Origin of the sequence: Methylovorus sp. MM2 (genome assembly GCF_001648895.1) — a bacterium.
Classification (GTDB): domain Bacteria; phylum Pseudomonadota; class Gammaproteobacteria; order Burkholderiales; family Methylophilaceae; genus MM1.
The window spans coordinates 178,760-190,792 of sequence record NZ_LXUF01000001.1 but is presented as its reverse complement, the minus strand read 5'-3'; the positions used below and the strand labels follow the sequence as shown (position 1 = coordinate 190,792).

Here is a 12,033-nt window from a genome sequence, read left to right as displayed (position 1 = left end):
GCGCTTTAGCTCATCTCCTATTTCTTTATGGGGAAGAACTGCCCGTTGTATTTACGATAGATGGCCTCATATCGGCCATCTTTACGCATCGCAGCAATACCCTTGTTAAAAGCATCCCGGATTTGAGGATCTTTAAATGCCGCTTTGTAAGGTGTGGGTGAGAAAATCTCGAAACCGACATATTCCTGATTCTTGTCAGCCTTGCCTTCGTTAATGAGTTGCTGTCGATAATACTGAAAAATACTCTCATCCATGACTGCAATATCGGTTCGCCCTAAAAGCAGTACTTGTACCTGAGCTTCTTGTTGAGCTAGCTCTTTATATTTGGAGTTACGTGTAACAATCTCCCGAAAATCCTCGCCTAGTGACCTATCTGCCCTCTGAAAGCCGATAATGGTTTTACCTCTGAGATCATTGATGCTCCGTATATCGAAATTCCGAGATTTCAATGCGAATGCCAGATTATGGTATTGCATGAAATCATCGGAATAATAAGCTTGCAGACCTGTGTTTTCCTGAATAATGGTAGTGCCATCCACCTCCTTGTCAGAAAACATCTTGAAACCACGACCTATAGGTACATACACCGGCTTTATCTTATAGCCTTTATCTTCTAATGCAGTACGTACAATCTCTACAACTATCCCGGTCTCGTTTTCAAATACATAGGGCGGGGTATATTTTGAGAAAATAATTTTTAAGTCTTGGGCAGCGGCGCATGAATAAGCCAGAGAAAAGGAAAGCAAAAACAGTAAACGCATTATATTTTTCATTTTTTTGCGGCTGCTTTAAATGGAGTTCTGAATGATTCTGAACACATTTAATCATGCCGTCAATTAGAACTATGCCAATCGTAACTTTCTTTAAAACGAGGTTTTAAAACAAGCGAAGATACATTGAATAAATTAATATTGAGAGTCTGCTTTGGGTCGATAACAGACATTCAGTTAGCGTTTACTTTCGGCAACCCCTGAGAACAGTTAACTACTTTGGATTTAATGGGTGGTTACATTGCTCTGGAATACGCACGATATACGCAGACAATAAAAAAACGGGAGCAATGCTCCCGTTTTTTATATACATACCAGCTAATTAAGCCAGCAAGTTTTTTCTACGTCTTGCTAACAAACCAATGAAACCAACTCCTAAAAGCAACATCGCATATGACTCAGGCTCAGGGACTGCAGCAATTGGTGAGTTCTCAATCGTAGTCACGTACAACGTATAGTTACCATAAGAGTTAAAGAAGTTCGCTGAAGGCTCACTGCTAAAACCCCAATATGAAGCTAAACCAGCAGCATTTGAACCAGAAGCAACATTGTTCAAAGTAATGCTGAAGTTAACTACAGAACTTGTAGGATATACGGACTCTACGTTGTAACCCCACCACTGACCAACTGAATAACCTGAAAAAGCAGGATCAGTTGTAGGTGATACAGTGAAACCCCAGTAACCCGGCGATCCAGCATAAGGCGCTGGTGATGTAGTGGAAACTACAACGGCTGTTTCTGGAATGAAGATCGCAAAACCATCAAACCCGTAGGTGCTACCTGCAGTACCTTGATTCACGTTAGTGATCGTGTAATCAAACTGCCATGTATTGCCACCCAGATCTGACGCTGAGGAAGTTACAGTGTACTCGCCTGCCGCATGAGCAACACTAGCGAATGCAATCGCTGCAACAACCAATAATGAACGAAAATATTTCATTTTTACCCCTATTTGAATACTATTTTTTATAACACTAAAGTCAAAACTACTGAATAATAACTAGATATTATACGCAAACTTCATGCCTGATTATGACAAAAGCATTGAAGTTTAATCATAGATTATATTTTTCAATATAATTGATTGATTTTTAATAAAAAATCGGCAGGATTTTTTATTATTTACTACTGATATGACACGAGATTAAACCAGTTAGATGATCAATCGCTGAAATATCGTTGGCCCTTAAACCGTTTTGATGAAAAACCCACAAGAATTTAAGCAGTCGAAAATATCAAATACTAAAACTGCATCGCCCTATCAATCGCCAATCTGGCCATGGCAAGCGCTTTCTCTTCACGCATGAGCTCTTTTTCAAGCTCGTTAAACGGTAAATATCGCCCGCCCTCGGTAAGCGAGTAACGCACAGCATTATCTACCACGATATTCGCTACGATGACATCTTGTTTCTTTTCTCCAGCATTGCGATATAAAGTCGACATCTAGGCTCCCCGAGATTGAAACTCAACCGTTCCATTCTGCCTCGTAATTGACACAATGTGAACTATATATGCATGAGATTACTAAAAATTGTCATCGACGCCTACGTAATGTAAAAAGCCTAAAAAAAACAGCACGAGTTAACCTAATTATTTGTAAAGTTACTTTCAGCCACATATTGATTAAGCATGACTTTAAGTCGACTATATATGCTGCTCTGGATTTTAAAAGTAGTGCATCTAAAAACTTATGAGGAGACCATCATGCAGAAATACTTAATCGGCTTATTCATTGTGGGAAGCATTGTCGTAAGTTCCTTAGCTTTTGCTGGGCCACAACAAGAGAAAATGAAGTCATGTAATGCAGATGCTGCAACAAAAGCGCTTAAAGGTGATGAACGCAGAGCTTTTATGAAAGACTGTTTATCGGCTGACAAAGAAATCGTCAATTCTCAGCACACAAAGATGAAAACCTGTAATCAAAGTGCCGGAGAAAAGATGCTAAAAGGCGACGAAAGAAAAGCCTTTATGAAAAGTTGCTTATCGAGTTAGCAGGCGAACTTCAGAGCAAAAACGGAATAATTTTGAAAAAAATCGCCTTAAACCTGCTCATATCGCTGAAATCGTGCGATTTTAGTGAGGTTCGCCACTACACATCACCAAAAAATAGTTTAAGATAAGCTCTCCAATAAACCACTAGGGACTAATTAAGTGAATAAAACTGAACTTATCGCTGTTATCGCAGCAGAGGCTGGTATCTCAAAGGCAGCAGCTGGCAAGACACTTTCCGCAATTACCGATAGCATCACTTCTTCATTGAAGTCAGGTGAGCCAGTAGCATTGATCGGTTTCGGTACATTCAAGGTAAGCAGCCGTGCTGCACGTACTGGCCGTAACCCACAAACTGGTAAAGAGATCAAGATTGCTGCTCGCAAGGTTCCTGCATTTACTGCTGGTAAAGCACTGAAAGACGCAGTCAACTAAATCTTTCGACATACCCGATTAAATAAAAACGCCAGCTACATGCTGGCGTTTTTATTTAATCTCTCATCTTTATCTTAATGATTGATCGATGTATCCGCTGATATCGTGGGATAGACGCGTACCAATAATATACGCGGCCCTGTCATTTTTTTGACCACAATGGCAAATTGCTCAAATTCGATCTTTTGCCCTTCTTCAGGCAGGTCACCAAGCTTCCAGAGGATGAGGCCAGCAATCGTATCGGCAGTATCTGACTCGATATCTATGCCCAATGTGCGCTCCAAGGTTGGGATAGGCAAACTGCCTTTACCCAATAATGAACCATCATCCAGTCTTGTCCATTCGCTTTGCGATTGACGGAATTCATCACGAATCTCACCGACTAATGCACCTAACAGGTTATCCAGAGTGATAAACCCAACCGGCGGATTACCTTCATAACCAACGACCGTAATGTGTGGAGCTCCTTGCTGGAATCGACGGAATAATTCAGTCGCGGGCAAATCAGGAGAAACGATCTCGATAGGGCGCACCAGATCATCCAGATGCTCACCCAGATTGCCTTTTTGGCTGGCAATGAAGATATCTTTCATGTGGATCATCCCTAGTACTTCACCCGATTTATCCAGATACGGGTAGCGGCTATAACGGTGCTGGGTGATACGGCTGATATTCTCTTCAAGCGTATCTTGTTCATGCAACACGACTGCCTCATGAAAAGGACGCATCAAATCGGATACATCAAGATCCCTAAAATCCATGGCTTGCGCTAGTACACGCCACTCAGCCTGGCTGAATTTATCGTCAGCTCGTGAGCTACGCAAAATCATCTTAAGTTCATCTGTTGAGTAGTGACTCTCTTGCGGGTTAATGGATTGTAGATGTAAGGCGCGCAAGACAAGATTCGAGCTTTGGTTAAGTATCCAGATAGCGGGATACATGACCCAATAAAATATATAGAGCGGGGGCGCGGTCCATAAGCCGATTTTTTCTGCCGCACGGATGGCGAGGGTTTTAGGCACCAGTTCGCCAACCACGATATGCAAATAGGAAATAGTAAAGAAAGCCACAAAGAAGGAGATGCCATGCAGCATTTTTTCATTATCAATGCCAAGCTGGCTCAGTAGTGGCTCGATCAATTGGGCAAAAGCAGGTTCACCTACCCACCCCAAGCCGAGGGAAGCGAGGGTGATGCCTAGCTGACAAGCGGAAAGATAAGCATCAAGACTGCGATGCACCTGAGCAAGCATACGCCCACGCCAGCCGAAAGCCTTGGCAATGGCACGCACGCGCGTCTGCCGCAATTTGACCAACCCGAATTCGGCTGCGACGAAAAATCCATTGAGAAGTACCAGAAAAAATGCAAAAACAATTAACAGCAGGTTACTACCCATGTGACGGATTCTGGTGAATCCTATTCCTTTCTTGTTATTCCGATGGATGTATTCTGCCAGAAATTACTAAATAGCGTTCATCAAAAGAACGATATCTCATCAACTGACAATAATTGTTCATTCAGTAAGCACTTGATTAAATAATATATAAATAAACTCCCCAATAATTTTTTATTGGCTTAAGATGCAGTTACAATTACTTACAATTAGAATGCCAACGACTTTAAGGCTTTGGTAGATTCAAGTGAAGTAGGTGTACTTTCTCGTGTTTTTAAGTGGAGTGGGCTTTATGATTCATGTTCGTAAAGAGACACTGACAACCTTAGGATTAGCATCCGCGGTGTTGATACTCATCACGATCTCGTATATCACTTATCAGCGCACCAACCAGTTCATCGCCAGCTCTCGCTGGGTGGATCATACCTATAGTGTCCTTCTTCAGCTCAATGTGGCACTTTCAGAGTTGAAAGATGCCGAAACGGGCCAACGCGGTTATCTGCTCACTAATAACGAGAGATTCCTTGAGCCCTACAATAAAGCGCTGCATAACCTGCCCAAAGAGATCGCGCTTCTCAAACAACTGACCATCAACAACAAACCGCAATATGAAGCTGTTCTTACCTTTAGCGATCTTGTCAAAAGTAAGTTGCGCTATCTGGAACTAAGCATCACCTACCAACAGAAAAACGGTTGGAAAGGTAATCCTGATTTAGAGGGCATGCTGGTTAACGGCAGAATGACCATGGATGAGATTCGAGTACATATTGCCAACATGTCGATATTAGAAGAGCAGTTGTTGGATCAACGTTCCAAGATCGTGGAAGCTGATGGCATATCGACCAAGCAATACATCATTATGGGTAATCTATCCGCCATTGTTTTATTACTCATCTCATTCTGGCTTACCTCACAGGAAATCAAGAAACGCGTCATTGCCCAGCGCAATGCCGAACAAACCAGTGCAAAACTAGAAATGGCCAATAAAGAGTTAGAAAGCTTCAGCTATTCGGTATCGCACGATCTGCGCTCGCCGTTAAGGGCAATAGATGGCTACTCCCGAATATTTGAAGAAGACTATGCAGAGCAATTGGATGATGAAGGTAAACGTTTACTTACTGTTGTTAGGTCAAACAGCCAGAAAATGGGTAGGTTGATTGATGACCTTCTGGATTTTGCGCGCTCAGGCCGTAAATCGATCCAAGCAGAGGAGATCGACATGGCGCATCTAGTCGATGAAGTATGGAAAGACATCCAGTTAGCGCATCAAACCCCTCTTCCTCCTTTAAATACGAACCAGCTATTGCCTATATGGGGTGATCGGGCACTCATCAAACAGGTGCTAATGAATCTGTTATCCAATGCCGTGAAGTACAGCAGTAAGAAAAATGACCCGAAAATAGAGATCACTTCTGCCAAAAAAGGGAGTGATGTCGTCTATGAGATACATGATAACGGCGCAGGTTTCGATATGCGCTACTACAACAAGCTATTTGGGGTTTTTCAGCGGTTGCATAGCACAGATGAGTTCCCTGGAACTGGCGTAGGGCTAGCGATCGTACAAAGAATCGTCGTGCGGCATGGCGGCCATGCATGGGCAGAAAGCCAGTTAGGTGAAGGAAGTATTTTTAGTTTTAGTTTACCTTTAGGAGCTAGAGATGAGTAATTTACAGCCAGTGAGTATCCTGCTTGCGGAAGATAGTCCGACCGATGCGGAGATGACCATGCGGGCACTTAAAAAGATAGGCCTGACAAATGAGGTAGTTTGGGTGAAGGATGGGCAAGAGGTTTTGGATTACATATTTCGTGTTGGGGATTATGCAAATCGATCCAAAAAAGAACCGAAACTCATATTACTTGACCTGAAAATGCCAAAAATAGACGGTATCGAGGTACTACAGCGGCTAAAAGCCTCGGACACTGCAAAGATGATTCCGATAGTGATGTTGACATCCAGTGCAGAAGAACAAGACATCGTCCGAAGCTACGCACTGGGTGTCAATAGCTACCTCGTCAAACCGGTTGAGTTCGATAAATTCGTTGAAGAGGTTTCAAAAGTAGGCTGTTACTGGACCATCTTGAACAAGATCCCTGAATTCACCCAATAGTCCTAGCACACCATTTACAAGAACGACATTTAGAGGTGCAGATATGCAATCACTGCGAATTCTATTAGTTGAAGATAATCCAGCGGATGCGGAGCTCACGCTACGTGAATTAAAAAGATCAGAAATAAAATGTGAGGCGCGGCGGGTAGAGACTGAATCCGATTTTAGAATCCAGCTGGATCAATTTGATCCGGATATTATCCTTTCAGACTTTTCGCTTCCAAGCTTTGATGGCTTATCTGCACTGCATATCGCGAGAAAAGAAAAGCCAGATATCCCGTTTATTTTTGTATCCGGCACCATCGGCGAAGAAACGGCGATCGAATCACTGAAGCAAGGTGCTGTGGACTACATTATCAAAAGCAATCTTTCGCGCCTGCCCAGTGCAGTTAGGAGTGCGCTTGAAAGAGTAGAAGAGAAAACAGCGCACAAACGCATACAGAAAGACCTGGATAAGAGCACCCGTTTATTCAGGGTCTTCATGGAAAATCTACCCGCCATCGCCTTCATTAAGGATGCTAACGCGAAATATATATTTGCCAATAGAAGCGCCACCGAAAAACTGAACATCCCTTATGAAGAGATCATCGGGTGTAATACTGCAAAACTGTTTCCTCAGGAAGTCGTCAACAAATTCGATGAGATGGACCAGCAAGCTTTGGAAAGTGGCACATCTGTACAAAAAATACACCAGATCACCCATCACAATAAAGAGGCTTATTGGATGATCACCACTTTTCCACTTGAGGATGATGAAGGCAAATTCAATCATGTGGGTGTCATTGCAGTCGATATTACGGAACAAAGAAAAGCCGAAGAAGCGCTTGAACATCAGGCCAACTATGACATGCTCACCGGACTTGCAAACCGTAATCTGCTAAAAGAGCGGATCAAACAGGCATTTCATGATGGTCGACGACATGCATGGGTATTTACTGTGGCATTCATCGATATCGATAACTTTAAGCGGGTTAATGATAGCCTTGGTCATACAGCCGGAGACGAGCTGATTAAGATGCTCGGCCAGAGGTTATTAATGTGCGTGCGTGACACTGACACTGTATCAAGAGTCGGCGGCGATGAATTCGTCGTGCTTCTCAATAGCCAATCACATGAAGAGAACACTCAGGTGGTCGTACAACGTTTTCGCAATGAGCTGTTACAACCGTTCCTGATTTCAGATAAACAGCTCACTATCACCTGTAGTATCGGTCTGGCTAGCTTCCCCAGAGATGGCGAAACACCTGAAATATTACTGTCAAATGCTGATAGCGCAATGTATCGGGCAAAAGCCAACGGCCGTAACAACTTCCAGTTCTACGCAAAAGAGATGAATGCAGAGCTAGGCAGTCACTTGGCACTTGAGCAAGATTTATGGCATGCGTTAAGCAAAAACGAGTTGTTATTGCATTACCAGCCGCAGATCGACCTCGCAACTGGGCAGATCATTGGCATGGAAGCGCTTATTCGCTGGGAGCATCCGAAGCTGGGTTTGATTTCCCCACTCAGATTTATTCCAATCGCAGAAGAAAATGGACTGATCATCCCGATCGGCAAATGGGTATTGGAAACCGCCTGCCGCAATAATTGCCAACTGCAAAAAGAAGGTAGCTCGATTCGGGTTGCTATCAATCTCTCAGCTCGGCAATTAGGCCAAAAAGACCTGCTGAACACCGTTAAAGAAATCTTACTGCATACGGGAATGAGCCCCGAATACCTTGAGCTGGAAATCACTGAAAGCATGATCATGCATAATGTAGAGGAAGCCATTAATATCCTCTGCAAAATCCATGACCTCGGGATACAACTATCGCTGGATGATTTCGGCACAGGTTATTCAAGTCTGGCTTACCTGAAACGATTCCCCATCAACCGCCTGAAGATCGACAAATCGTTCATTCGTGATATTGCAACTGATCCGAATGATGCCATCATCTCACGCTCGATCATCACACTGGCGCACAGTCTACAGGTGCAAGTCATCGCAGAGGGTGTCGAAACAGCCGAGCAGTTAGCGTTCCTGAAAGATAATGGCTGCAACGAGGTACAGGGCTACTATTTCAGTAAACCCGTACCGTTCGAGCAAATACAACTTTTATTGGATAAAGAAAGAAAACCCATCAGCTAATTCGGCGGAGTTGTCGCAGATAAAGCCTTTGCGCCCAGCTCCATTTTTACGTCCACGCTATCTTTGGCCCCTGTATGCTTAGTCGGTTCAGTGATGCTGAGGCTAGTAGCTGGCAAACCCTCTGTATTAATAAGTGCTTGTTGTATCGCATTGGCACGTGCTTTTGCAAGATTGACTAAATCACTCTCAGCGACAGGGACGCTACTAATCAATTGCGCCAGTAACTGCTCACTCGTTGGCTGAGGCTCTTTTGGCTTGGTAAAAATATCGCTCAGTTTATCAAGCATCTTTTTCGACTGGGCATTCTGTATACGCGCTTTATGCAAAGCTTCAACCGCTGCTTGGGTTTTGCGGTTTGTCAGATCAATGGGCCCAGCTTGTTGCCCGTTCTCGACTTTTAAGCCCATCTGTTTGGCCAGATCACGACGTATCGTGAGCTCCTGAATCGCATGGGTATCAGCAACAGTGTCATACACAGGTCCGATAGATAAAGTCAATGCAGGACGTTTGATCATCGCCTGTGCGATCATCTTGAGTTTCTCCTGCTCAGGCGGTGCCAAGTCGCTGCTACCTGGATCGAACATGATCACCGCCAGCTTATCCGACTCGATGCCAAGCAAGTTGCCCAACGCGCGGAAAGGTGAGGTGACGATCTTGGTCAGCACATTCACCAATGCTTTCCAGACAATTTTGCCATAGCTGAATTGCGGATCATCCAGATTACCGCTCACCGGTAGGTTAAGGTCGATGATGCCGTCACTGTCTTCCAGTAATGCAATCGCAAGATCAAGTGGTAAGCTCATCGCGTCCGGGCTTTCCACTCGCTCACCTAATCTTAGTTTGTTGATGGTTACCTGATTCTCACCCGCAAGCTGGCGATGCTTGATCTTGTACTCAAGATCGACTGAAAGCTTGCCAGAATCGATACGACGTCCTGCGAACTTGCCTGAATAAGGCGTCAATCGGCTCATATCAAGATTACGGAATACGACTTTTAAATCGGTGAAATCTGTCGCATGAAAAGGTTGTACAGACCCGCGGATACGCGCTGATCCATAATCATCGACCTTGCCATCCAATTCGACTTGCGCAGTGGTTTTGGGATTGGTTGAAAGGCCATTGATCACACCAGACAGGGTATTGATATGCGTACCGAACTGCGGCGTCAAAGAAAGGTCAGCAAAATCCAGATTAGCATTATCGATACGTACGCGATCTACTGTGATAGGGAATACATCCTCTTTATTGGCTTCGACTTTGGCAGGCGGTGGCGTTCCACTTCCTTCAGCTGGTTTGCGCATAATGCGCGTTACATTGAGCGTCTTATCTTCATGGATAATGAACTTGCCCACCGGCTTAATAATGCGCAACTCACTCATGGACAGTCTGTTAGGTGCAATACCGACTTCCAGACTTTCACTGGCAAGGCTCTTCCATCCCAAGAATAATGCGCCACCGTACTCCTCATTGATCGCAAGCTGATTCACACTGAAACCACCTTTGAACAAAGCAGATAAAGTCTTATCGGATTTAATCGCCAACTTGCCTGAGGCATTCACTGCCCCATCATTTAATTTAAGCATGGCTGCCTGATTCACATACGGCGCAAAAGGCTTGAGCGATAGACCAGCAAGTTTCAGGTTCAAATCACCTTTTAATGGTGACGGAGAGATATTGCCATCTGCATCAAACTGCCCACCCTGTTTGATCTTGAACGCGGCTTTTACAGGCAAGGCTTGCTTCATATCCATTGAAGCATCGCGAACTTCGATCATCGCATCCTGTATATCGAGTGCTACTGGCGTGGGCACTGCCTGATCTTCAATATGGATCGAAGTGCCCTCAATGGCGAATCGGCTCAATGCCACTTTCCAAGGTTCTATAGGCTCTGTTTTCTCAGCGGGTTCAGTTAACCCTTCTGCATCTACTGTAGCTGGCGGTGTGTCGCTTACTGGTTTGACGTTATGAAGAGAAGCCAACATCTTCTGCCATTCCGTGTTGCCGGTTTTATCTCGCACCGCCTGAATAGCGGCACCAGATAATACAAGGTCAGCCACTTTCACATCATGCTCAGCAAGATTCAGCGCCACATCATTCACAGCCGCCTTCGGTATCACCAATAACGGGCTGGCCCCATATTTAAGTGAGGCATTCTTTAGCACAATATCCAACCCGCTAAATTTAACCTGCGGCGTTGGTTGCATTGAAAAATCCAGCTGCGGCAATCTAACAGTCAGTGCCTTCAATGCCACAGTAGTTTTTGCCTCAGTGCTTTTTGCTTCACTGGTTTTTACTGCGCTATCTTTTGCTTCATTGGCCCCCGCAAGAAAGCCTGAAAAATCATTCAGCTCGAATGCAATATTGTTCAGGGTGGCCTTGGGCTTTTCTTCCTGCATTGCAAAGTCATAAGCGAAGCTTGTGTTGATCTTTCCATTCTCAACATTGACTGGTAAAGATGGCTGCTCTGCCAATTGCAACAATTTGACAAGCTTAAGCCCTTGTAACTCGACGGTACCTTTGGAGGTAATTGGATTAAGCCCGACCTCACCTTTCCATTTCAGCGTTCCACCCTGCTCTGGTAAGTTGGCAACGAAAGAGTAATCCCCCAAATCTTCTGGCAAAGTGGATAAGGTATCAAGCTGAAGACCAAATGGCTCTAGCGCCACTTTCAATGGCGTAGGGCGACTACGATCAATATAACGAATATCACCCTTCTCGATCAGCAGGTGATCAATCAGCAGACGTGGCATGCCTTTTGAATCATCTTCAGTTTTATCTTCATTCAACTTGGCGATCAGCTGCGCCCAGTTGAGTTTGCCATCTGGTGCGACTTCGACTTTGGCTTTAGGGGCAGTAAGCTGGATATCTTTCAAGCGCCATGCGAACCTGAATATGCCGCTGACTTCAAGATTAACGAATAAACGATCAAACCCTGCTAATTCGCCGCCATCCAATTGGGTCAGACGCAGATTATCAACGGTAACAGTCAAGCCAAAGGGATCAAAACTGACTTTCTCAACGGTGGCTTTGCTTGCTAGCTTGTTCTCGGCCACCCAAGGCAAGATACGTTTAGCTAACGGGTCCACAGCAAAGTAGCCAAAAAGCAGATAAGCGGCAAATAAACCCGCCACTATCATGAATGGCAGGCTGACTAATATCTTGATGATCTTATTACGCATGGCAGTCCTTTTTTATTACTTTTAGTATAAAGC

At 44.4% G+C, this 12,033-nt stretch carries 10 protein-coding genes; 5 read left to right on the top strand and 5 right to left on the bottom strand.

Annotated features, from left to right (window positions below):
- Positions 1–17 precede the first annotated feature (17 nt).
- The 3 genes from A7981_RS00850 to A7981_RS00840 all read right to left on the bottom strand — a co-directional run bounded on the left by A7981_RS00850 (position 18) and on the right by A7981_RS00840 (position 2,213).
- Entirely contained in the window at positions 18–773 is a 756-nt protein-coding gene (locus tag A7981_RS00850; RefSeq protein ID WP_067262687.1) for an ABC transporter substrate-binding protein, read from the bottom strand.
- Between the two features lie 319 nt (positions 774–1,092).
- On the bottom strand, positions 1,093–1,710 hold the full coding sequence (locus A7981_RS12230; protein WP_067262684.1) for a PEP-CTERM sorting domain-containing protein: 618 nt from the start codon (positions 1,708–1,710) through the stop codon (positions 1,093–1,095).
- Positions 1,711–2,012: 302 nt separating this feature from the next.
- On the bottom strand, positions 2,013–2,213 hold the full coding sequence (locus A7981_RS00840) for a hypothetical protein (protein ID WP_067262681.1): 201 nt from the start codon (positions 2,211–2,213) through the stop codon (positions 2,013–2,015).
- Between the two features lie 261 nt (positions 2,214–2,474).
- On the opposite strand from A7981_RS00840, the gene A7981_RS00835 reads away from it, so the two are divergent.
- Both A7981_RS00835 and A7981_RS00830 read left to right on the top strand, forming a co-directional pair.
- Positions 2,475–2,762, top strand: coding sequence for a PsiF family protein (locus A7981_RS00835; RefSeq protein WP_067266326.1), 288 nt, complete (start codon positions 2,475–2,477; stop codon positions 2,760–2,762).
- A gap of 159 nt (positions 2,763–2,921) precedes the next feature.
- Positions 2,922–3,194 carry an HU family DNA-binding protein gene (locus tag A7981_RS00830; RefSeq protein WP_067262679.1) on the top strand — a complete coding sequence of 91 codons (273 nt, stop codon included), beginning with the start codon at positions 2,922–2,924 and terminating at the stop codon, positions 3,192–3,194.
- A gap of 74 nt (positions 3,195–3,268) precedes the next feature.
- Here A7981_RS00830 and A7981_RS00825 read toward each other — a convergent pair whose 3' ends face one another.
- Entirely contained in the window at positions 3,269–4,588 is a 1,320-nt protein-coding gene (locus A7981_RS00825) for a hemolysin family protein (RefSeq protein WP_067262677.1), read from the bottom strand.
- 289 nt (positions 4,589–4,877) lie between these two features.
- On the opposite strand from A7981_RS00825, the gene A7981_RS00820 reads away from it, so the two are divergent.
- From A7981_RS00820 to A7981_RS00810, 3 genes are read left to right on the top strand one after another with little or no spacing between them, the layout of a single operon-like run.
- Entirely contained in the window at positions 4,878–6,251 is a 1,374-nt protein-coding gene (locus tag A7981_RS00820) for a CHASE3 domain-containing protein (RefSeq protein ID WP_067262675.1), read from the top strand.
- Positions 6,244–6,693, top strand: coding sequence for a response regulator (locus tag A7981_RS00815; RefSeq protein ID WP_067262673.1), 450 nt, complete (start codon positions 6,244–6,246; stop codon positions 6,691–6,693). Before A7981_RS00820 ends, A7981_RS00815 begins: the two co-directional genes overlap by 8 nt.
- Before the next feature lie 43 nt (positions 6,694–6,736).
- A complete protein-coding gene (locus A7981_RS00810; protein WP_067262670.1) occupies positions 6,737–8,821 on the top strand; it encodes an EAL domain-containing protein in 2,085 nt (694 codons plus the stop codon).
- On the opposite strand, the gene A7981_RS00805 is transcribed toward A7981_RS00810, so the two are convergent.
- Positions 8,818–12,000: a DUF748 domain-containing protein gene (locus tag A7981_RS00805; RefSeq protein WP_067262667.1), complete on the bottom strand. Its 3,183-nt coding sequence runs from the start codon at positions 11,998–12,000 to the stop codon at positions 8,818–8,820. The genes A7981_RS00810 and A7981_RS00805 overlap by 4 nt on opposite strands.
- Positions 12,001–12,033: the final 33 nt, after the last annotated feature.

Excerpts from the sequence above, each read along its gene's own strand:
- A7981_RS00850 (WP_067262687.1), bottom strand. The coding sequence starts at position 773 with ATGAAAAATATAATGCGTTTACTGTTTTTGCTTTCCTTTTCTCTGGCT.
- A7981_RS12230 (WP_067262684.1), bottom strand. The coding sequence starts at position 1,710 with ATGAAATATTTTCGTTCATTATTGGTTGTTGCAGCGATTGCATTCGCT.
- A7981_RS00840 (WP_067262681.1), bottom strand. The coding sequence starts at position 2,213 with ATGTCGACTTTATATCGCAATGCTGGAGAAAAGAAACAAGATGTCATC.
- A7981_RS00835 (WP_067266326.1), top strand. The coding sequence starts at position 2,475 with ATGCAGAAATACTTAATCGGCTTATTCATTGTGGGAAGCATTGTCGTA.
- A7981_RS00825 (WP_067262677.1), bottom strand. The coding sequence starts at position 4,588 with ATGGGTAGTAACCTGCTGTTAATTGTTTTTGCATTTTTTCTGGTACTT.
- A7981_RS00820 (WP_067262675.1), top strand. The coding sequence starts at position 4,878 with ATGATTCATGTTCGTAAAGAGACACTGACAACCTTAGGATTAGCATCC.
- A7981_RS00815 (WP_067262673.1), top strand. The coding sequence starts at position 6,244 with ATGAGTAATTTACAGCCAGTGAGTATCCTGCTTGCGGAAGATAGTCCG.
- A7981_RS00810 (WP_067262670.1), top strand. The coding sequence starts at position 6,737 with ATGCAATCACTGCGAATTCTATTAGTTGAAGATAATCCAGCGGATGCG.
- A7981_RS00805 (WP_067262667.1), bottom strand. The coding sequence starts at position 12,000 with ATGCGTAATAAGATCATCAAGATATTAGTCAGCCTGCCATTCATGATA.